The organism is Rhodococcus sp. NPDC055112, from assembly GCF_053607505.1.
The window spans coordinates 12508-35635 of record NZ_JBSGTR010000025.1 but is presented as its reverse complement, the minus strand read 5'-3'; the positions used below and the strand labels follow the sequence as shown (position 1 = coordinate 35635).

At 68.7% G+C, this 23128-nt stretch carries 9 protein-coding genes; 2 read left to right on the top strand and 7 right to left on the bottom strand.

Going from position 1 to position 23128, the window contains the following annotated elements; genetic code table 11:
- Positions 1-113 precede the first annotated feature (113 nt).
- Complete coding sequence (locus ACWFRB_RS13620; RefSeq protein ID WP_452641653.1) at positions 114-1526, top strand: acyl-CoA dehydrogenase family protein; 1413 nt, start codon at positions 114-116, stop codon at positions 1524-1526.
- 28 nt (positions 1527-1554) lie between these two features.
- Positions 1555-2763 carry an acyl-CoA dehydrogenase family protein gene (locus ACWFRB_RS13615; protein WP_452641651.1) on the top strand — a complete coding sequence of 403 codons (1209 nt, stop codon included), beginning with the start codon at positions 1555-1557 and terminating at the stop codon, positions 2761-2763.
- A gap of 99 nt (positions 2764-2862) precedes the next feature.
- On the opposite strand, the gene ACWFRB_RS13610 is transcribed toward ACWFRB_RS13615, so the two are convergent.
- Genes ACWFRB_RS13610 through ACWFRB_RS13580 form a run of 7 tightly spaced genes read right to left on the bottom strand, consistent with a single transcriptional unit; the run spans position 2863 to position 23017 of the window.
- A complete protein-coding gene (locus ACWFRB_RS13610; protein ID WP_452641649.1) occupies positions 2863-4230 on the bottom strand; it encodes a cation:proton antiporter in 1368 nt (455 codons plus the stop codon).
- Positions 4227-4910, bottom strand: coding sequence for a class I SAM-dependent methyltransferase (locus ACWFRB_RS13605; RefSeq protein ID WP_452641648.1), 684 nt, complete (start codon positions 4908-4910; stop codon positions 4227-4229). The genes ACWFRB_RS13610 and ACWFRB_RS13605 overlap by 4 nt, the downstream gene beginning before the upstream one ends.
- A 48-nt stretch (positions 4911-4958) precedes the next feature.
- A complete protein-coding gene (locus ACWFRB_RS13600) occupies positions 4959-5705 on the bottom strand; it encodes a thioesterase II family protein (protein ID WP_452641687.1) in 747 nt (248 codons plus the stop codon).
- A gap of 2 nt (positions 5706-5707) precedes the next feature.
- Positions 5708-6820 carry a Gfo/Idh/MocA family oxidoreductase gene (locus tag ACWFRB_RS13595; RefSeq protein ID WP_452641646.1) on the bottom strand — a complete coding sequence of 371 codons (1113 nt, stop codon included), beginning with the start codon at positions 6818-6820 and terminating at the stop codon, positions 5708-5710.
- Between the two features lie 2 nt (positions 6821-6822).
- The gene (locus tag ACWFRB_RS13590) at positions 6823-7992 is read right to left on the bottom strand and encodes a saccharopine dehydrogenase NADP-binding domain-containing protein (RefSeq protein ID WP_452641645.1); all 1170 of its coding nucleotides are present in this window, start codon (positions 7990-7992) and stop codon (positions 6823-6825) included.
- Positions 7989-13466, bottom strand: coding sequence for an amino acid adenylation domain-containing protein (locus ACWFRB_RS13585; protein ID WP_452641644.1), 5478 nt, complete (start codon positions 13464-13466; stop codon positions 7989-7991). The genes ACWFRB_RS13590 and ACWFRB_RS13585 overlap by 4 nt, the downstream gene beginning before the upstream one ends.
- Positions 13463-23017: an amino acid adenylation domain-containing protein gene (locus ACWFRB_RS13580; RefSeq protein WP_452641642.1), complete on the bottom strand. Its 9555-nt coding sequence runs from the start codon at positions 23015-23017 to the stop codon at positions 13463-13465. Before ACWFRB_RS13580 ends, ACWFRB_RS13585 begins: the two co-directional genes overlap by 4 nt.
- Between the last annotated feature and the right edge of the window lie 111 nt (positions 23018-23128).

Here is a 23128-nt window from a genome sequence, read left to right as displayed (position 1 = left end):
CCGCATAGCGGGAGGCCAGGCGAGTGACCGTGATCACTCTGACGAAATTCTCGACTTCCTATCTTACTCCGGAGTAAGATAACGGGTGTCCACGACCGAACACCGAGAAACTGGTGATCATGAGTAAGCAAGACAGCGTTGTGAGAGCTAACGGCGCCAAGCGTGAGCCCCGCGACACCTCCGCCGTAGGCCTGAACCCGGTGAAGCGGGACGCGATGGGAGCAGCCATGCGGGTGCTCACCAAGATCACCGGCTCGGAGCTCGCCGAGAAGTACAACCTCCGCCAGACCATCGACCGGGTCACCTACGAGGGCACCAAGACCGGCTTCAAGACGCTGGGAGCGGCGACCAGGACGTTCACGAAGGTCTCGGGCGGCGGCCAGCCGAAGCGCCTGCCCACGGCCGAGACCAAGAACGCCGACTACTTCGACCTCACCCCGAACGACGAGCAGAAGATGATCGTCGAGACGGTCCGCGATTTCGCGGGCGAGATCCTGCGCCCCGCCGCGCACGACGCCGATGCCGCCGCCGCGTCGCCCGCCGACCTGGTCGCGCGCGCCGCGGAGCTCGGCATCACCCTCATCAACGTGCCCGAGGAGCTCGACGGCGCGGCCAGCGAGCGCGGCGCGGTCACCAACTCCCTCGTCGCCGAGGCGCTCGCGCACGGCGACATGGGCCTTGCATTGCCGATCCTGGCGCCGAGCGGCGTCGCGGTCGCCCTCACCCAGTGGGGCACCGACAGCCAGCAGCAGACCTACCTCCCCGCCTTCACCGGCGAGAAGGTGCCGAACGCGGCCGTCGTGGTCAGCGAGCCCCGCGCCCTGTTCGACCCGTTCGCGTTGCAGACCAAGGCGGTTCGCTCGCCCAGCGGCTACAAGCTCAACGGAGTCAAGTCCTTCGTGCCCGCAGCCGCGGACTCCGAGCTGTTCCTCGTCGCGGCCGAGCTCGACGGCAAGCCGGCCTTCTTCATCGTCGAGTCCGACGCCAAGGGCCTCGTCGTGGAGGCGGACCCCAGCATGGGGCTGCGCGCGGCGGGCCTCGGCCGGCTGATCCTCACCGATGTCGCGGTGCCCGAGTCCGCGATCCTCGGTGACGGCGACGCCGCCCAGCGTGCCACCGACTACGCCAACGCCATCCGCCTCGCCCGCCTCGGCTGGGCCTCCATGGCGGTCGGCACCAGCCAGGCCGTGCTGGACTACGTGATCCCCTACGTCAACGAGCGCGAGGCGTTCGGCGAGCCCATCAGCCATCGTCAGGCGGTGGCCTTCATGGTCGCCAACATCGCGATCGAGCTCGACGGCATGCGCCTGGTCACCCTCCGCGGCGCCTCCCGTGCCGAGCAGGGGCTGTCCTTCGCGCGCGAGTCGGCGCTCGCCCGCAAGCTCGCCTCGGAGAAGGGCATGCAGATCGGCCTCGACGGTGTGCAGCTGCTCGGCGGCCACGGCTTCACCAAGGAGCACCCGGTCGAGCGCTGGTACCGCGACCTGCGAGCCATCGGCGTTGCCGAGGGCATCGTCCTCATCTGACGCCGCTGCTGTCCACTAGGAGACTTTGATGATCAACCTCGAACTTCCCAAGAAGCTCAAAGCCTCTGCGAACCAGGCGCACCAGGTCGCAGCGGAGATCTTCCGGCCCATTTCGCGCAAGTACGATCTGGCCGAGCACGAATACCCCGTGGAACTCGACACCATGGCCGCCATGATCGAGGGCCTCAACGACTCCGGCGGTGACGTCGGCGGCGCCGCCGGTGGCCGGTCGGACGCCTCCACCGAGCTGCTCGGCAACTCCAACGGCGGCAACATGGCCGCGCTGCTGAACGCGCTCGAGACCTCATGGGGCGACGTCGGACTGATGCTCTCGATCCCCTTCCAGGGACTGGGCAACGCGGCGATCGCTGCGGTGTCGACCGATGAGCAGCTCGAGCGCTTCGGCAAGGTCTGGGCCTCGATGGCCATCACCGAGCCCAGCTTCGGCTCCGACTCCGCCGCCGTGACCACCACCGCCGTCCTCGACGGCGACGAGTGGGTTCTCAACGGCGAGAAGATCTTCGTCACCGCGGGCGAACGCTCCACCCACATCGTGGTGTGGGCCTCGGTCGACAAGTCGAAGGGCCGCGCCGCGATCAAGTCGTTCGTGGTGCCGCGGGACGCCCCCGGCCTGTCCGTCGCGCGTCTCGAGCACAAGCTCGGCATCAAGGCGTCGGACACCGCCGTGCTGCTGCTGCAGGACTGCCGGATCCCCAAGGACAACATCCTCGGCAGCCCCGAGGTGAACGTGGAGCAGGGCTTCGCGGGCGTCATGCAGACCTTCGACAACACCCGCCCGCTGGTGGCCGCCATGGCCGTCGGCGTCGGCCGGGCCGCGCTCGAGGAACTGCGCGACATCCTGGCCGAGGCGGGCGTCGAGGTCTCCTACGACACCCCCGCCTACAACCAGCACGCGGCGGCCGCCGAATTCCTCCGCCTCGAGGCGGACTGGGAGGCGGCCTACCTGCTGTCGCTGCGGGCCGCCTGGATGGCCGACAACAAGAAGCCGAACTCGCTCGAGGCCTCGATGTCCAAGGCGAAGGCGGGCCGCACCGGCACCGACGTCACGCTCAAGGCCGTCGAGCTGGCAGGCAGCATCGGTTACTCGCAGCGCACGCTCCTGGAGAAGTGGGGCCGTGACTCGAAGATTCTGGACATCTTCGAGGGCACCCAGCAGATCCAGCAGCTGATCGTGGCGCGGCGGGTGCTCGGCAAGTCGTCAGCCGAGCTCAAGTAGTCTGCACCGCAACAAGTTCCAGAAACGGATCCGTCCCCGTCGCCACCAGCGCGACGGGGACGGACTCAGGTAAGTGGTCGTCGACGGCGTTCGTCGCCATCACCTGGACTCAATCTGCCCGGTGGACACCGGATCCGGTGTTGGCGCCGATACTTCGCCGACCGCAGCGAACTCCAGTCCTCGCTTTCGCGCACGGGCCTGGAACAGGCGGAACGCCGGGGTAGCGGCGAACGTGGTGACCAACGCCATCACCGCGAGAATGGTGTACAGGGCGGGGGTGATGAGTCCCCTGGTGAGGGCGATGTTCACCAAGACCAGTTCCATCAAGCCGCGGGCGTTGGCCAGGCTGCCCATGGAGCTCGCCTCCCACCAGCTCATGCCGTTGGCACGGGCAGCCAGGGTGATCGCACCGAACTTGCCGCCGAAGGCGGCAATCATCACGGCGGCCGCCGCAATCAGCACCGTCGGCTCGAGGATCAGGCCCAGCTGGGTGTTGAGGCCCGAGAAGACGAAGTAGGCCGGCAGCAGCAGATAGGAGACGAGCGGCCCGATTCGGGTGCGCACCGTGTCCAGTAGCCGACCGCGCGGCATCACCGCCCCGGCGAGGAAGGCGCCGAACACCGACGAGGCACCGACGAGATCGGTGAACCACGCGCAGGCCAAGGTGGTGATCAGAATCACGGCCAGCGGGCCGACCGGCAATCCATCGCCGAGGGTCTCGGATGGCGCCCAGTCGTCGAGCCGACGCAGCAGTGGTCGCCCGACCACGACCATGACGAAAACGAAACCCACCCCGCCGACGAGCGCGACAACCGCACCCGACATGTTGTGTTCGGTGGAGGCCAAGACGACGGCGAGCAGTATCCAGGCGCACGCGTCGTCGAAGGCGGCGCACGACAGCGCCATCGTCCCCAGGCGGGTTCGATCGAGGCCGGCATCCTGAATGATCCACGCCAGAACGGGAAACGACGTGATGGCCACGGCCGCAGCCAGGAAGATGGCGGCCTCCCATGGGGTGACCTTGCTGGTGAAATAGCCGCCCTGGCCGGCCAGGACGAAGCCGGTCGCACCACCCAGCAGCACCGGCGCGACCACACCGGTGGTCGCGGTGACCCCTGCCGTGCGCAGGTGCGAGGTGAAGATGCCGGTGTCGAACGACGTTCCGACGAGGAACATGTAGAGCACCAAGCCGAGCTGGCCCACCACGTAGAGCGCCGTGAACGTCGGATGCGGGACAGCCGTGCCGCCGACCCCGACTGTGGTGGGGAACAGCCACTGCTGGGCCGACGGCCAGAACGCACCGAGAACAGAGGGACCGAGCAGGAACCCGGTGGCCATGATGGCGACCACCTCCACCTGCCCCAGTCGCCGGAACACTCGCCACAGCAGACGGTAGGCGACCATGATCACCGTCATCTGCAAGAAGAAGTGCGTGGCGACATCGTGAAACGACGGATAGGCACTCATCGGCGCAGCACACCTACTTGCGGGCTCAGTGCATGCCCAGTCCATCCCGTCTCCTCGGCCAGATCGTGGATACCGACGGTGTACCAGTCGTTGACGTACTCGACGGTGCGCAGCACCTGCTGCCGGCGAGAGACGGTCCACCGCGTCCGCCACTGCATCAGATCGGAACCGGCGGGTTCACCGGATATCCAGCCCTCATAGGTGTCCTCGCCCACCGACTCGCACGCAAAGCGCATCTCCGGCACGGATGCGGGGGAAGGCAACGGAATCACCTCGACGATCACCGGCGCACCCGCAGGAAGTCGGTCGGCGAGGCGCCGCCACAACGCCATTCGCTCCTCCCTGTCGAGATGACCCACCATGCCCAAGAGCACTGCGGCGGAGAGGCGGTCCGGCAGCGCCACGTTCTGGGCGGTGTCTGCCAGGACGGTGACACGGCGGCGGAGATCATCGTCGGCCGCGACCCGACTGAGAAGCACGGCCCGCATGGCGATCGCGGGCTCGACGGCAAGGATGCTGGCGTTCGGGAGCGCCGAGGCAATGGTTTCGACGGCACGGCCTGTGCCCGCGCCCAGGTCGAGAACGGGGCCGTTGCCCGGGTCGACGTCGGCGAGCGTTTCAGCGAGCAGCTTTGCCGTTTCGGTGTGCGTGCGGGCCGCCAAATCGTAGAACTCGGCCACCGGTGAATAGGAGTCGGACATGGTGTCTTTCGGTGTCTTTCGGTGTCGTTACGGAGTGGACGGCCGCGGCAGGACGGAAGCAAGAAGGGCGGCCACCACCTGGGCGCGGTGTGGCCCGAGATAGAAGTGGTCGCCGGGGAACCGGCGCAGTGTGAAGGCGCCGGTGGTCTCGGCTCGCCAGTCCCTGGCTTCGGCCACGGTCAGTTCCTGGTCCTGCTCGCCGACAAACGCGGTGACGGGGCAGCGCAGCGTGCTGCCCGGCAGTGCCTGGTAGGTCTCGATGAGGCGATAGTCGGCGCGGATCACCGGCGTCATGACGTCGAAGAGCGCGGGGTCGGCCACCAGCGGCCGGTTCGCGTCGCTGAGCCTCAGTAGCTCGGCGCGCAACGCGTCGGAATCGGCGAGGTGGACCTGTCCGGCGCGGTGGTGCGCGGGCGGCTGCCGTCCGGAGACCACCAGGTGCTCCACCGGGCGGACGCCGGCCAGACGCTTGGCAACCTCGTGGGCGACCGCGCCGCCCATGCTGTGCCCGAACAGGACGGTGGGTCGATCAGCCACCGTGAGAACGGCATCGAACGCCTGGTCGGCCAGATCGTTCAGGTCGGCCAGGAACGCCTCACCGAACCGATCCTCGCGGCCCGGATACTGCACCGCAACCAGGTCTACTGCCGGCGAGAGATGCGGCACCCAGGGCCGGTAAGCGCTGGCCGCGCCACCTGCGTGTGGGAAGCACACCAGTCTGACCGCGGCGTGGGGATGCCGGGTGAACGGCCGCAACCAGGCGTTCGTGGTCATGGTCACGACGGGAGCCTTTCGCCGATACGTGCGGCGTCCGCCAGGAGTTGTGGCAACGCCAAGGGCCGTGGTTCTCCCGGCCGGATGATGTCGGGCGGGCCGAGGCCGGTGAGCATCTCATGCCATAGGCGCGTCGTGGTCAGGTCGCGCTGGGCCTTGGCGATCGAGTCGGCCCGACCACCGATCGCGTCGGCCAGACCTCGCAGGGCCCCGACCACGGCCTGCGGCCACAGCCGGTCGAAGACCTCACGGAACGTCGGATACGCGGTCGGACCGAGGATCTGAGCGCTGGGCACGTCGAGCCGTTCGGTGCCCGCGCCGTCGACCGCCAACCGCCCCGCCGGTCCCTTTTCGGCGTGCATGCGCGGATTCCACAGCACCGGTCCATGCGTGTCGGCGAGCGTGAGAACTCCACCCTCGCACCCGATGCTGACGCGATGCAGCAGATGAGCGTGGCAATCGGGGTTGCCCGGGTCGACCTGGTGCTGCACGCGGAGCTGGACAGGGACCCCGGCTAGAGTCCCCGCCACGGCGCGGAACGGCCCACCAGGACTCGGCTCCGGTGCGTCGGACGCCGTCCAGGGCCGCAGACCGCCGACGGCGGCCCCGATGATGTCGACCGTCGAGTGCAGAACTTGGCTGGCACACACGGCGTCGACGAACAGCGGCGGCTGGTTCGTGATCAGAGTGCGGGCCGCGTCGAGGAACCTGCGCACCGGCTCCACATGAGGGTAGAAGGTGTTCAGGTGGTAATGCACCTGGTTCCGTCGGGCGGCGCGCACACAGGCCGCGAGCTCATCGGGATGCAACGAGTGCTCCTGCAGCACATGGATTCCCCTGTCCAGCAGTGCCTGAGCGAGTTCCGCGCCGGGCCCGCCGGCCACACCTGCACGCACGACGACACACGCGATGTCGACATCCTCGGGCAGCTGCTCGACGTCGGTGTACAGCGGCACGCCGTGGTCCCGTGCGCAGTCCGCGGAGAATCCACTGCCCCTCGCCAGTATTCCGACCAGCTGAAACTGCGTGTCGTCGTTCCGCAGCGCTCGCAAGTAGAACCGACCGAATCCGGTGCCGCACACCACTACCCGCAGCGGAGGTGCACTGGCGTCCATCCTCACAGCACCCCTTCCTCGACGACGCCGGGTGCGCCATCCACAACGCGTAGGTAGTCGATCGCGCCCAGCCGATCCAGCCCCGCCACGAACGCCGCGGGGTCGAGGACGGTGTCGACGAACTGCACACCAGGCGCGATCGCTCCGTCGAGCAGGGCCCGCACGGCCAGCGCGGCAGTGGCCGAAGTGAGCCGGTAGCTGTCGGAGGTGCGCAGCACGACACTGCGCCGGACACTGTGCCCTTCGCGCTGCCCCGCGAGGTGAAAGGCCATGAGGTGGTATGGATCGCGCCCGGCGAGGTCGAGTTCGGCGGCGGCGCAGAGCTCCTTTGCGGCCGCCGCCAGGGCCGGGCGTCGGGAGGTCGGGAGCCCGCGGAGTTTGCTCAGCACCGTGCCGAGGCGCGTCCCGCCGGACACCGTGTACCAGTCCAACTCGGTGAGGGCGAGCATCGTGCCCACTCGCTCGCAGCCGCTGCTCAAATAGGGTTGCAGGCTGACCGTGCCGGGGAAGTAGGGCAGCTCGGTGTCGCTTACGGGCAACAGGGCACGGGATGCGCGGCGACCACCACGCCAAGCGGCCAGTGACTCTCCGTACCAGGCTCTGCCCCCCTCGTCGCCGGGCAGCTCGCCGACCCGGGCATCGAACACCGACAGCACCAGGTCCTGTGCCGCGATCGAGGTGAACCGCTCGAGGCCCCCGACGTGGGCGACCAGCCGGAAGACCCGATCGAATCCCTTGTCGGCCGCCCACCGCACAACCAGGTTGGCCGCGCCGGGCAGCATCCCGGCCGAGAGCACCGCCGTTCGGCCCTCAGCGGCGAGGTCAAGGCCCGCCAGCGCCGCGTATGCGGGGTCGTCACCGGAGACGTCCACGTAGTCGGCATGGGCCTCGATGGCTGCCCGCGCGACGCGCTCCTTGAACAGATATGACGGCCCTGCGCAGGTGAGGACCACGCGCGCGCCCCGGCAGAACTGTGCCAACGCGGACGGGTCGTCGATGTCGACGGGTCGGACCTCCACCGAATGGCCCAGGCACGCAGCGACGGCACTGAGCCGATCCGGGTGCCGTCCGCCGAGCCGCAGCCGCACCCCACCGAACTCGGCGAGCATCTCGACAGCGACCCGGCCAACCTGGCCCGAAGCGCCCACCAGAGCGATCAGTGGCGCGGTCACCCGAGGCTGCCTGGGAGCAGATCGCAGACTGTGCCTGCGTACTGAGCGGTCAGACAGTCGAAGTGGTCACCTGGTACGTCGACCACCTGCAGGTCGCCAAGGCACACCTGCTGCCAGTACGCGGCGACGTCGGAGCGCATGCCCGGCAACAGCATGTATCCGCTGTGCCGCAGCAGTGATACGTCGCCGGCGTACGTACGCGGCCGGTAGCGGGTCACTGCGAAGACGCTCTGCCGGAAGATGTGGAACAGCTCGGTGAACTTCTCCAGGGTGTAGCCGTGCTCCTCGCCTGCGCTGGGCAGCGTGGCGTGCAATGCGGCGAGCCGGTCGGCCCGGCTGCGTTGCGCGAGTGCACGGAATTGCGCTGCGATGCCGCTGAACTCGCCGTCCAAAGCGGTGAAGCACCCGTCGGCCAGCCGATCCGGCGTGCGGTCCAGCACCGCCCGCACAGCCCGGCCGAAGACATCCACCTCGGCCGGGAATCCGCTGTCGCCCAGGCGCGCGCCCATGGCAAGGCCGAACGAGCACTCCACCAGCAGCTCGTCGTCCACCCGGAACGGCGGGTGGTAAGAGCTGATCACGGTGAGGCTCTCCACCGTGGCGCCCGCCTCGGTCAGAGCGGACGCGACTTCGGTGGCGATCAGGCCACCGAGGCAGTAGCCGACGATGTGGAAACGCCGTCCGCCACCTTCGAGCAGCTGCCGGGCGTAGTCGGCGCCGAGGTCCTCGACCAGGGTGTCCGGGTTCAGCGCGAGGTACGAGTCGGCGTCGGCCACCTCCAGCCCGGTGAGCGAGCCGACACCCGTCCACCGCTTCCGCAGCTCGGTGACCACGAACTGGTACGGCAGCAGCGTGCCCGTCCCGGCATGCACCAGCACGTGCACCGGCTCGTCGCCATCCCCTTGCAGCTGTACGACATTGGAGTGAGACGTGCCGGCTGACCGCGCGGCGTTGTCGGGGCCGGAACGCAGGAACGCCGCCAGCCCGGCGACCGTCGGCTGCCGAAGCATCTGGCCGAGCATCACCTCCCAATCCAGGCCCGCTGCGATCGGCTCCGTCTCCCGGAGCTTGCCGACCATCCGAGCGATCAGCAGTGAATCGCCGCCCAGAGCATAGAAATCCTCGTTCCTGCCCACCCGCTCGACCTTGAGCAGCTCACCCCAGAGCGCGGCGAGCCGCTGCTCCAGCTCATCGGCCGGTGCTTCCCAACGGACCCGCGCGGTGCGGGTGTCAGCTGCCTTCGGCAGCGACGTGAGCACGGCGGACCGGTCGAGTTTCGCATTCGCCGACCGAGGCAGCGCATCGGTGAGATGGATCTGCGTCGGCATCATGTAGTCGGGCAGCAACTCGGCGAGGTGGCTGCTCAACTCGCCGGGCGTGAGGCGGTTGCGGTCGGATTTGAACTGGGCGAAGAACACCTGCTGGCCGGCCTCCGACAGCGCGTTCGCGGCATCGGGCACGCACGCAACCGGCTCGGCGCCCGCGTCCGCGAGCAGAGTGAGCCACTGCGCGCTCGTGAAGAACACTTGGTCCGTGGCCTCACGCAGGTCGGTGAACCCCGTCAACTCTTCGAAGAACTCCATCGACACCAGGAGCGGATAGTTGTGAGCCCAGGTGGGCTCGATGAACACCAACCAGCCACCGGGGGCGAGGATTTCGCGGAAACGATCGAGCACCTGCACCATGTCGCGGCCGTTGTGCAGCACGTTGGAGCAGAGGATGACATCGGCGGAATGCGGCGTGACGCCCTGCGCCTGCGCGTCGTCGTTCAGGTCGAACAGCGCGTAATCCAGGAACGGGTAGTCGGCGAAGCGCTCCTGCGCGGCGGTGAGGAAGTACGTCGAGATATCGGTGTAGCGATAGTCGATATCAGCCGCATACTCGGCCAGCGCGGGCACCAGTTCGCGGCTGGTGCCGCCGACACCCGCACCCACCTCCAGAATTCGTAGCGGACCGTCGCCCCGGTGTTGCTGGGCGATCCGACGCACTCCGCCGATCACGATCTGGTTCATGCCGCGACTGACCAGGTTGGCTCCGTACGCGGCATGCGCAGTGTCCTGCTCCCCCTGCGGGAACAGCAGGGTCCGCACATCGACCTCACCGCGCAACAGTTCACCGAGTCGCTCGCTGCAGGCACGGGTATAGCGCAACGTCTCGGCCCCGTAGCCGATCCGGCCGTCGAGCTCCTCGACCCGCTGCCACTCCCGCGCCGCCTCCTCCGGGGTCCCGACCGCTAATCCGTGATAGGCGCCGCCCGGCTGGTCCTGCGACAACGCGCCCGCGGCGACGAGTCCGGACAACCAGCGTCGCAGCAGCCTGCGGTGAACGCTCGCCACCCGCAGGGATTCCGCGATGTCGCCCTCGCTGTGCGAGCTCTCCGCGTTGGCGAACAAGCCCCCTTCGCGCAGGGCACACACCATCGCAAGCACGGCGGCGCGGTTGGCGTGGCGAATCAACTCGGTCAACGCGGCACCGTCGAGCGACTCGGCAACCGCCGCGGCGGTGTCCGCCCCGGCCGCAACGACCTCCTCGGCACGAGCGGTAGCTCGGTCCGGGTCGGTCCGTTGGCTCTCCACCACCGCCACCAGCCTGCGGTCGGTTCCCTCACCGTCCACGACGACGGCGGCGTCCCCGACACCGGGGTGCGCGCGCAGCGCCGCCTCGATCTCGCCCAACTCGATACGGTGACCGCGAATCTTGACCTGGTGGTCCTCGCGGCCGAGGAACTCGATGGAACCGTCAGGAAGGTAGCGGCCGAGGTCGCCGGTGCGGTACAGCCGCTGGCCGGTGTCGGGGTGCCGGATGAACCGCTGCGCCGTCGTGGCCTCGTCCCCGAGATAACCCAGCGCCAAGCCGACGCCACCGATGTAGAGCTCGCCGGGAATCCACTCCGGCGACGGACGGTACGCGGCGTCGAGCACGTGGAACTGCTGGTTGGCCAGTGGCTTGCCGTACGGGATGCTGCGCCATTGCGGCTGCACGGCCCGGACCGGATGGAAGATCGACCAGATGGAGACCTCGGTCGCGCCGCCGAGACTCACCACCTCGACGGTCGGCAGCAACCGCTGAACCTGCTCCGGCAGGGTCAGCGGGATCCAGTCTCCCGACAGCAACGCCAGCCGCATCGAACTCAGGTCGTCGGCGGCTCCGCCCACCTCCAGATATTCCTGCAGCATCTGCAGTTGCGCGGGAACGGAGTTCCATACCGTTACCCGGTGCCGGGCCGTCAGTTCGGCCCAGTGCGAGGGATCGGTCCGCCGGCCGGGGCTGGGCAGCACGATGGTCCCTCCCGCGCCGAGCAGACCGAAGATGTCGTACACCGACAGGTCGAAGCCGAGGTTGGCGATGCTGAGGACGCGGTCCGACGATCCGACACCGAACCGACGGTTGATGTCGGCGATGGTGTTGAGCGCTCCTCGGTGGCTGATCATCACACCCTTCGGGGTGCCGGTGGACCCGGAGGTGTAGATGACGTAGGCCATGTCGTCCGGCTCCCGCAGTGGCGTCGGCGGCTCGGTGACATCCGCGCCACGCGGTAGCAGGTCAACCGCAATCCACTCCGGCCCGTCGCCGGGTTCGGGGAGCAACCACGACTGCGTGAGCACGAGACGGACGTCGGCGGCGGCGAGCATGCGGTTGCGACGTTCGGCCGGCTGGGAGAGGTCGATCGGCAGATACGCGCCACCGGCCAAAAGGATCCCGAGCACGCCGACGATCTGTTCCCATCCCTTGTCCATCACCACCGCGACGACCGCACCCGGTGCGGTACCGCGCGAACGCAATGCCTCGGCGACCGTCTCGGCGCGGGCCAGCAGCTCGCCGTATCCGAGAGTGATCCGTTCGTCGATCACCGCGGGGGCGTGCGGGTCGCGCAGAGCCTGTGCCACGACGGCGTCGGTGAGGAGACCTCCGGGTTTCGGCGCAACCGTGTCGTTGGCCGACCCTCTCCGTTCCCGCTGGTGCGTCGGGAGGTCCACCGGGCACACCTCGTCCCAGGTACCGCCTTCCGCCACCAGGCGCCGGACCAGGTCGACGAAGGTGGCGAAGGCATCCTCGGCCAGCCCTGACGGAAACGCGTCCTCGCGCACATCCCAACCCAGCAGCAGTCCGCCGTTGTGCTCGACTACCTGACAGTCGATCCACACCTGCGGGGTTTGGGTCAGTCCGTAGACGATGTCGCCCACCGCCGATCCCGACGTCCCGTTCGCGATGCCGAGTGTGCTCGTGAAGACCACGGGCATGAGCGCCGCGTCCTGGCCCTGCCGCCTGCGCACCTCGGCCAGGACGTCGAGACCGGAAAAGGTGCGGTGGTCGAGATCGTCGAAGAGCCGGCCGGACAGCGCCCGCACGTGATCGACGAAGGGAGATTCCGCACTGAGGTCCACCTCGAGCAACTCCATCGAGGTGAAGTCCCCCACCAGCTTCGGCACGTCGGGGTGCAGCGGGAGCCTGTTGAATGTGGGCAGGTTGAGGGTGAAGCGGGGTCGGCGGCTCCAACGCCCGATCACCTCTGCGTAGGCGGTGAGCAACACCGCCGAGGCGGTCACCCCACGCACACGCGCCTGCCGGTCGAGCGCGTCCCACTCCTCGACGCTCAGCGAGGCCTGCAGGCGATGGAACCGGCCCACTTCCTGGCGGGCGCCGCTGAGCACAGGCAGGTCGGGACCCGGCGGCAGCTCGTCGATCCTCTCCAGCCAGTACGCGCGATCCCGGTGGTACTGCGCGGTCTCGCGGAGTCGGTTCTCTGCCAGGACGTAGTCGCGGTGGCTGATCTGCAGCGGAGACAGGTCCGCGGCGCCATCGCCGGACAGCAGCGTGGCGAGTTCGCCGAGCAGGATCTGGATGCCCGCCGAGTCGGTGATGAGCAGGTCCATCGCCAGGTGCAGCAGCAGCCCGTCGTCGGTGCGCGTGGCGCGCAACCCGAACAGCGGCCACTGATCGGTCGGCCGGTCGGCGCCGAGCAGGCTGCGAACGGTCTCGACCGCGGTCTGCACGGCCGCAGCGTCGGCGCCCCGCACGTCGCCGACCTCGATGCGATAGTCCGGCACCTCCGGCAGCACCCGCTGGCTGCCCGCTTCGAGGTCCACGACGGTGCGAAGCGCGTCGTGACGTGCCACCAGGGTCCGCCAAGCGGCCTCCAACCGCGCCGGTTCGACACCCGGGAGCAGGAGCTCCAGATAGGCCGCGGCGGCGGTGCCGCCATAGGCGAAGGCGGAGTTGCGGCCCAACGCGTACGCCCGCTGTACGCCCGTGAGCGGGAAGGGGGCGTACCGGCTCTCCGGATCCGGGACGAGGGCGTCCGCCGCCGGTTGCTGCGTCAGGTGCTCGATCAGCGCATCCCGGTGTTCGCGGAGGGCGGCCCGCCGTTCATCGTCCATCACGCCCTGCGGCGCTCGGAACCGCAGTTGTCCGGACTCGGCCCACAGTGCGATGCCTGCCTGCGACATCTCGCCGACCAGTTCATGAACGTTCATACGACGCCTTCCTCCAGAATCTGGGTGAGTGAATTGCCCTGGTGGCGTTCGACCGCACGACCGAGCGCCGCCACCGTGGGTGTGGTGAAGAATTCGCGCAGCGACAGCTCGACGCCGAACGTCTGCTGCACGCGCTGTGCCAGCCGGGTGGCCAGCAGGCTGTTTCCGCCGAAGGTGAAGAAGTTGTCGTGCCTGCCGACCTCGGCTGTCGGCAACTGCTCCGCCCACAGCCGCGCCAGCGTGATCTCGACCTCGCCGACCGGCGGCTCGTGCGCGCCGGCCGGTCGGGTGGGTGTGCTCCCGCGCAGGGCGTTTCGGTCGAGCTTCCCGTTGGCGGTGAGGGGGAACGCGTCGACAACCGTGATGCGGGTCGGTACGGCGTAGCCGGGCAACAGACCGGCGACATGTTCCTGCACGTCCAGTTCCTCGAAGAGATTGCCGCTGCCGATCACCCAGGCGTGCAGGTCGTGGCCGTCGACCACAACGACCACCGCCGAGTCGACGGCCGGATGGCTGCGCAGCGCGGCCTCGACCTCGCCTAATTCCACCCGATGGCCGCGGACCTTCACCTGGTCGTCGAGCCTGCCCAGCAGCTCGATGTTGCCGTCCGGCAGGTAGCGTGCCCCGTCTCCGGTGCGGTACCACCGCGTGCCCGCGCGCTGCACGAAACGCTCGGCGGTACGCTCCGGGTCGGCTCGATACCCGGTGGCCAAACCGGCTCCGCCGATCCACAATTCGCCCGCCACCCAGTCCGGGCAGTCCTCCTCCCAGCCGTCGACGACGCGGAAGTACTGTCCACGCAGGGGCGGCCCGTACGGGATCGTGGTCCATCGGGTATCGAGGCGAGTCGGCTCGAGCGCGGTCGACCAGATCGCGGCCTCGGTGGCGCCACCGAGCGCAACCAATCGGCAGCGGCCGCAGCTGCCCTGCGTCAGCCGGGCGGGTAGATCGATATCGACGCGGTCACCGGAAACCAGTGCGACACGGAGTCGGTCCGGAAGCTGATCTGGCCCGGATGCGACGAGCAGCATCTCCAGCAACATCGGTACCGAGTTCCACACCGAGACGCCATGCCGCCGAATCAGGTTCAACCACTGCGTCGGGTCACGTCGCGCACTGTCGTCGAGCAGCACCACCGCGCCGCCGACCGACAGTGGACCGAACAGGTCGTACACCGACAGGTCGAAGTCGAGCGCCGACACCGCCAGGATGCGATCGTCACCGCCAAGGCCGATGCGGGCACTGACGTCGGAGACAGTGTTCGTCGCCGCGCGATGAGTGATCTCCACCCCCTTGGGCACGCCGGTCGTTCCGGACGTGAAGATCACGTACGCCGGCGCGTCGCCGGGCAGCGCGATCGGCTCGGACAGCGGGGCGTTGTGCTCGGCGGCGGCGAGATCCTCGATCACGTGCCGGATTCCGGCGGCATCATGGATGGTCTGCCGACGGGACGCCGGCTGATCGACCCCGAGCGGCACGTACACCGCACCGATCGAGAGCACCCCCAGCACCGCGATGACCTGTTCGATGCCACGCGGCAGGGTGACGGCGACCAGATCGCCCGGTACCACACCGGCACCCCGCAACCAGGCCGCGACCCGCAACGCTCCCTCAGCCAATTCGCCGTAGGACATCCGCGAGTCGTCGGACCAACACAGCGCGGTGCGGTCCGGGTCGGTGGCGGCGAACGCGAAGAACGGCGTATGCAGCGCAACGTCCCCCGTCGGCACATCGGCCGTCGCGTTGGCGGCGTCCCGGACAGCACGTTGGCGGGCGGGCAGCCCGGGACGCTGGACGACCGCTCCGAGCGCGGTCAGGCCGTTGAGCAGCTCCGAGTAGGCGGCGAACATGTCGTCGAGGACCGTGGGTTCGAAGAGATCCGCCACCGCGTCCCAGGCCACGTGCAGCCCGTCGGAACACTCCACCACCTGGTTGTCCAGCCAGACCTGGGGTGTCTGCGAAATGCCCCAGTGCGGCCAGCGGAGGGCTTCCGACACCTCGTCTGCGACACCGACCATGCTGGTGAACACCACCGGCGAGGCCGAACCGGATACGCCGGTCTGCCGGGCGAGCTCGCGGGCGGCCCAGATCCCGGAGACCTGGGCGTGGTCGAGGTCGCGTCCGAGCTGTGCTTGCAGGCGTCGCACGCTGTCGAGCAACGGCTCGCCCGCGACCGGGTCGTAGCCCACCATCAACACCGACGTGAAGTCGCCGACCACCCGTCCCGCGGCACCCGGTGAGGTGGCGGAGGGCGTGTCGTCCTCGACGCGGCCGGAGCGGTCGGGCTCGCCGACGTGCACCTCCTGCCGATCGAACAACGTGACGGTGACGGAGAGGTCACGTCGGCCGCTCCACCGGCCGAGAACCTCCGCGTAGGCGGCGAGCAACAGCGCCGACGGTGTCACGCCCGCCGCGCGAGCGGCCTGCCTGATCCCTGCCCAGACGTCCGTGGCGATCACGGTGTGGCGGCGCACGAAACGCGGCACCGACACCGCCATGGGCTCCGTCGCCAGCGGCAGTTGGGGCGACGGCGGCAACTCACGCACTCGCGCACGCCAGTAGTCCTCGGCGGCGACCAACGCTTCCGGTTCCGGCGCACGCTGCAACAGGTAGTCGCGGAACGACAGCTCCACCGGCGGCAGCTCGGCGTCCGGTTCGCGATAGATCCGGTCCAGCTCGGTCAGCACGATCATCATGCTGATGCCGTCGAGCACCAGATTGTCCAGGCTCACGCCGACCCGGGCACGAGGCCCGGTGCGGGAGTCGTACCGCACGGCCCGCACGTCGAGAACGGGCCAGCGGGTGGGGTCCAGCACCTGATGGGACAGGTCCGCGCGCATGGCGGACAGCGCGGGCTCCGGATCGCCGTGCGCCTCGACCACTCGAATCGAGAACGGCGGGACTTCCGGGAGGATCCGTTGGGTGCCGTCGGCGTCGATGACGGCCCGCAGCATCTCGTGCCGGGCGATGAGCCGGTTCCAGGCCAGCTCCAGCCGCGCCAGATCGACGTCCGGGTCGTCGTACTCGACGTAGTAGTGGGAGCCGACACCGCCCAGCACGAGCTCGTCGGTGCGCCCGATCCGGTACGCCTCCTGTACGTCGGTGAGCGGGAACGGCTCGTGGCGATCCGTTGGCGCAGGGATGATCGGCCTCGACACGACCGCCTGTCCGATGCTCAAGCCGGCCGCGAAGGCTGCGAGGTCGCTCGCGGCGAACAGATTCGCCAGCTCCACACCCGCCAGCCCGGCAGCCCGCAAGCGCGGGATGAGTCGGGTCGCGAGCAGGCTGTCCCCACCAAGGGTGAAGAAGTTGTCGTGCCTTCCGACCGCTGTCACCCCGAGCAGGTCCGACCACAGCTCGGCCACCGCGGTCTCGATCGGCCCGTGGGGAGGCTCGATGCCGGTCCCCACATCGGCCGAGGCGGCCAGGGCCTCCAGCGCCCGACGGTCGACCTTTCCGTTCGCGGTCAAAGGCAGTGTGTCCACTACGGCGATGGAAGCAGGCACGGCGTACCCGGGCAGTCGCGCGGACAGGTACTCCTTGACCGCTTCGGAATCCAGTTCAGCGGCATCCGCCACGATGAAGCCGACCAGACGCCGGCTCGTGCGCTGGCCCGGCGCGACCACAACAGCACGGTCAACGTCCGGGTGAGCGTGCAGGGCAGTCTCGATCTCGCCCAGTTCGATGCGGTGCCCCCGCACCTTGACCCGGCTGTCGCGGCGGCCGAGGAACTCCAGTACGCCGCCCGGCCGGTACCGGCCGACGTCGCCGGTGCGGTACCACCGTTGACCATCGACCACGGGGAAGGCCCGTTCGGTGGCATCGATGTCGGCGTGGTAGCCACGGGCGACACCCGCGCCACCGATCCACAGCTCCCCCGCCACCCAGTCCGGGCAGTCCGCGCCCAGTGGGTCGACAACGCGGAAGTGCTGACCGCGCAACGGGAATCCATAGGGGATCGACGTCCAACCCGCGAGGTCTTCCGTCGCTACGTCGGTGGGAAAGGCATTCGACCAGATGGCGGCCTCGGTGGCCCCGCCGAGAGAAACCAGCCGGCATACCCCGCCACTGTGCCGAACCACCCGCGCGGGCAAGTCGACGCCGACCCAATCGCCCGAGACCAGGGCCACCCGCAACGAGTCGGGGAAACCGTCATGTTCGGCGGCGACCAGCAGCATCTCCAGCAACGTCGGGACGGTGTTCCAGACCGTGGCGCCACATCGTTCGGCCAGCCGGATCCACTCCTGCGCGTCGCGGCGGGCCTCATCCGTGACGAGCACCAAGGCTCCGCCCACGGACAGCAGGCCGAAGATGTCGTACACCGAGAGGTCGAAATCCAACGCGGACACCGCAAGCACGCGGTCGCGGCCGGTCACCTGAAACCGCGAGTTGATGTCGCCGATCGTGTTCATCGCGGCGGCGTGGGTCATGCTCACGCCCTTCGGCTCACCGGTCGAACCCGACGTGAAGATGACATAGCCGAGTCCGTCGGCATCGACCTCGACCGGCACGTCAAGTGGGTCCACCTGCGCGGCCTCCGCCATCTCGGCCGGCCCCAACACCACTCTGGGGTTGACCGCGGACAGGATTCGGTCGCGGCGTACAGCCGGCTGGTCGACGTCGATCGGGACGTACGCCGCGCCCGCGGCGAGCACGCCCAGCACGGCCGCGATCTGCTCCGGTCCCCGTGGCATCGACACGACGACCAGGTCGCCGGGCCGAACCCCGGCCCGGACCAGGGCGGCCGCCACGCGCAGCGCCCCATCGGCGAGCACAGCGTAGCTGCACTGCCCCCCGTCCCACAGCAACGCCGTCCGGTCGGGGTCCCGCCGCGCGGTGGCGAAGAACCCGTCGTGCAATGTGGTCGCGGCTGCGGGCCGCCCGGTGTCGTTCACCTGCTGCCGAATGGCGCGCTGCGCCACGGGAAGCAGATCCGGCACCGTGGCAGACCAGTCACCGTCGGCGAGCCGGCCCACCAGGAACAGGTAGGCCTCGAACATCGCGTCCAACACGCCCGGCGGAAACAGCTCCGCGACCGCATCCCACTCCACCACGAGGCCGCCGTCGGACTCGTATACCTTGCAGTCCAGCCACGTCTGTGGCGTCTGCATCACGCCCCAGACCCGCTCGCCGAAGGCGGTGGACTCTACCAACTCGGCCCCTTCGGGAAGTCCGAGCACACTGGTGAACACCACCGGCATGGCGACCTCGTTGGTACCCGAGCGGCGCGCGAGCTCACGCAGAACCCACACCGCGGAGACCTCGCGGTGGCTGAGGTCGCGGCCCAGTTGCTCCTGCACCCGCCGCACCCCGGTGGCGAACGGCTCGCCGGCGCTACGTCGGCAGGCGACCAGGAGCAGCGACGTGAAGTCCCCTACCACGCGGTTGATGTCCGGGTGCACATCCGAGCGGTCGAACACGGTGAGGTTGACGGTGAGGTCACGCTGCCCGCTCCACACCCCCAGTACCTCCGCGTAACAGGTCAGCAGAGTGGTCGCTGTGGTGACCCCGTGTGCGCGGGCCGATGCGCCGATCGCGCGCCACTGCTCGGTGTCGATTCGTCGGACACGCCGTTCAAAGCGCGGCGCGTGCAGCATTGCCGGATCGACGGCCAACGGCAGCGCAGGCGCGGGCGGCAGTTGTGCCAGTCGGTCTCGCCAGTACGAGCGCGCCTGGTCGACGGCCGCGGGCTGCGGTACCACCTGGTGCACGTAGTCACGGAAGTTCAGGGTGACGGGCGGCAGCTCGAGCTCTGGCTCACGGTAGAGCCGGTCGAGCTCGGAGAGCACGATCATGATGCTGAGACCGTCGAGCACGAGGTTGTTCATGCTGACCCCGATCCGCGTCCGCGCCCGACCGTCGAGCCGGTAGCGGACCGCACGCAGGTCGCACAGCGGCCAGTGTTGCGGATCCCGAACCTGATGCGACATCTGCGCCCGCAAGTCCGCGAGCGCGCCCTCGTATTCCGCCTGCGCGTCCACCACGGGGATCCGGAACCAGGGCACCTCGGCGAGTACCCGCTGCTGACCCGCGGCATCGATCACCGCACGCAGCATCGGATGGCGAGTGATCAGCCGGCTCCAGGCGTCCTCCAACCGGATCACGTCGACGTCCACGCCGTCGAACTCCGTGTAGAAGTGCGCGTCGACACCACCGAGCGTCATGCGCATGTCCCGGCCGATCCAATACGCGCGCTGCACATCCGATATCGGGAAGGGCTCCAACCAGGAGTCGGGATCGGCGACGATACCGATGTCACGAAGCTCCCGCGTCTCGTCGCTCAGTGACAGGGCCAGGCTGCTCGCCGACAGCGCGGATGCGAAATCCGCGAGGGTGCGATTCTCGTACAGATCGGCCAGCTTCACACCGGGAAACCTCCCGATCATCCGGGTCGCGAGCATCGAATCCCCGCCGAGCACGAAGAAGTCGTGCTCGCGACCCATCTCGACGATGCCGAGGATCTGCGACCACACCGCCGCCACCTGTCGCTCGGCGGTCGTGTCGGGAGGCGTCAGCGGGACCGATTCCGAGCCAGATGTGTTCTCGTCCATCAACTCCCGCAGTGCCGCGCGGTCGATCTTGCCGTTCGGTGACAGGGGCAGCTGTTCGAGCACCCGAACGCGGTCCGGAAGCATCGCCTCCGGGAGCCGGTCGGTCACGAACTCCACCACCTCGGCCGGGTCGACATCAGCACCAGGGACCGGTGTCACGGCCGCGGTCGCCCGGTTGCCGATCGCCACCGCGACAGCTCTGCTCACGGCGGGATGCGCGGTGAGCGCCGCCTCGATCTCGCCGAGATCGACCCGGTGCCCCCGGATCTTCACCTGATGGTCGGTGCGACCGAGGAACTCCAGCGTCCCGTCCGGCCAGTAGCGCGCGAGATCGCCGGTGCGGTACCAGCCCGAGCCGAACTTGGCCCGGGTGAGGTCGGGGTCGGCGAGGTATCCCCGCGCCACTCCCGCGCCGCCGATGTGCAGCTCGCCGGGTACCCAGTCCGGCCGGTCACGGCCGAGCGCATCGACGACCCGACAGCGAACGTTGCGCAGCGGAACGCCATAGGGCACCGACCGCCATTGCGGCGCGATGCTGTCCACGATCTGGATCGTCGAGTGGATCGCCGTTTCCGTGGTTCCACCGAGGGCGGCGAACACACAGTCCGGCGCCAGCTCGTGTAGCCGGCCGGGCAGATCGGGCCCGACCCAGTCACCTCCGACCAGCACACACCGCAACGGCAGCGCAGCGTCACCTTCGAGCCCCGGCGTGGACCGCAGTTCCGCGCCGCGGCTCGTGACGAGCATGTCGAGAACTGCCGGAACGCAGTTGAGCACCGTGACACGGTGTGTCGCGATGAGATCGGCCCAGACTGCGGGGTCGCGGCGCTCGTGCTCGCGCACCACCACCACGGCACCACCGACGGTCAGCGGAGCAAACATGTCGAACACGGAGAGGTCGAAGTCGAGCGCCGAGACTGCCAGGGTTCGGTCACTCGCGGACATCTCGAACCTGGCGGTGAGGTCGTCGATGGTGTTGGCGGCCGCCGAATGCGGAATCTGCACGCCCTTGGGTTCTCCGGTGGAGCCCGAGGTGAACAGCACATAGGCCAGGTCGCTCCCGTCGGCATCGGAGTGGGGACCCGCGTTGGCGAGGATGCGGTCGCGTCGATGCGGCGGCTGATCGATCCCGACCGGCAGATACGCCGATCCCGCCGCGAGGATGCCCAACACCCGGACGATCTGTTCCGGCCCCTTCGGAAGGTGCACCGGAATGATGTGTCCGGCCGGCAATGTCGCGGCGAGCTCGCGCGCCTGGCGGGCCAGCTCGCCGTAGCTGAGACTGCCCTCCGTACCTTCACTCGCCGTGCCCCACAACACGGCGGGCGCATCCGGTGTGGCATCGGCGAGTGCGAAGACCCGCTCGTGCAGCGATGCGCCTGATTGTGGCGCCGTCGTGGCGTTGACCGCGGCGCGGACCGCCAACTGCTCATCCGGGCGAAGATCGGGAACCGGCTCGTCCCACGCCGACTCGGTGGTGCACAAGCGGTTCAGCAGCCCGGTGTACGCCCCGAACATCGCCTCGAGGACTCCCGGCGCTAAGGCGTCCCGGCGGGCGTCCCAGTTCACCAGCAGACCGTCGTCGAACTCGGTGACCTGTGCGTCCAGAAGGACCTGTGGCCCCTGGGAGACGATCCAGACCGGGTCGCCGAAGCAGTCGCGCACGAGCGGGTCGAACAGTTCGCCGAGGCCTAGGGCGCTGGTGTACACGACGGGCGCCAGCATGGTCTCACCGTGGTGTCGACCCAGGTCGCGCAGCACTTCCACACCCGGATACGCGGCGTGGGCGGCATCGGCGCGAAACTGCGACTGCACGGCGCCGGCCCGCTCGGCGAACGTGCCGGGCACGGTCGCGTCGACGGCCACCAACACCGACGAGGTGAAGTCGCCGACGAGCCCAGCCACGTCGGGATGTACGGGTTCCCGGTCGAACAAGGGGAGGTTGAGCAGGAACTTCTGCTCGGAACTCCACGCCGCGATCACCTCGGCAAAGGCCGCGGCGACGGCGATGGCCGGGGTCAATCCCCGCCTCCGCGCCTGGCGTTCCAGCTCACGGCGGGCCTCGGGGGCTAGCCAGCTGTGCCTGCGGATCACCCGAGAATCCACTGTCGCACCGGATTTCGGTAGCTCTGGTGCGGCGGGCAGCCTCGGCAGGCGATCACGCCAGTAGGCTCGCGCCGCTTCGTACTCGGCCGATCCGGAAGCGCGCCGCGCATGTTCGGCGAGATAGCGGGCGTAGCTGTAGCCCAGTTCGGGAAGCAGCGCCTGTGGATCCCGGTACAGCGCAGCCAGATCGGCGAACAGAACCCGCAGGCTCTGCGCGTCGGCGGCGAGCATGTCGAGGTTCACGTGAACCCTGGTGCCGTCGGGGGTGAGTGAGAGCTGGATGTCGAACACCTCCCCCCGAGCGACATCCAACTGCCGATGTGACAATTCGGCGCGTACCCTCTCCAACCCGTCGGGGTCGTGACGGAAGTCGCGCACGTGCAGACCACGCCACGGGCTTTCGGTCAGAATCCGTTGCCTGCCATCGATATCGAAGGCGGCCCGCAGCATGTCGTGGCGGCGTAACAGCGCGCGCACCGCAGCCTCCAGCCGGGCGGGCTCGAGGTCGCGGCCGTCGAACTCGTTGTAGAAGTGTGCGGCCACACCACCGAGATGTCGGGTGTCCTGACGGCCCGCCCAGTACGCATGCTGCATCGTGGCGAGATCGAACGGCTGACCAGGCGAAGGAACGACGGGTGTGTCGTCGACGCCGAGTTCGGGGCCGTCGTGGCCGACTCCGCTGACCAGCGTCACCCACTCCGACAATGTGGGTCGTTCGAGTAGATCGACGAACCGGACGACCGATCCCGTGCGACGCCACTGTCCGGCCAACTTCATTGCACTGATCGAGTCGAGTCCGCGCAGCGTCAGATCCTCATCCGGATCGAGCGCTGCGACGGGAACGCCGAGAACGTCTGCGACACAAGCAACTACCTCGTGGGGCGCGATGGACACCCATTCCTCCTGACTGGGAAGTTCGTGGCGCGTACAGTAGCATTCATGAAAATGATTGTCATTACGAGGTGGGAGGTGGCGAGTTGACGACTCCGGTTCGTTGCGAATGCG

Coding starts and splice junctions, on each gene's coding strand:
- ACWFRB_RS13585 (WP_452641644.1), bottom strand. CDS start 13,466: ATGAACGTTCATGAACTGGTCGGCGAGATGTCGCAGGCAGGCATCGCA.
- ACWFRB_RS13600 (WP_452641687.1), bottom strand. CDS start 5,705: ATGACCACGAACGCCTGGTTGCGGCCGTTCACCCGGCATCCCCACGCC.
- ACWFRB_RS13610 (WP_452641649.1), bottom strand. CDS start 4,230: ATGAGTGCCTATCCGTCGTTTCACGATGTCGCCACGCACTTCTTCTTG.
- ACWFRB_RS13595 (WP_452641646.1), bottom strand. CDS start 6,820: ATGGACGCCAGTGCACCTCCGCTGCGGGTAGTGGTGTGCGGCACCGGA.
- ACWFRB_RS13615 (WP_452641651.1), top strand. CDS start 1,555: ATGATCAACCTCGAACTTCCCAAGAAGCTCAAAGCCTCTGCGAACCAG.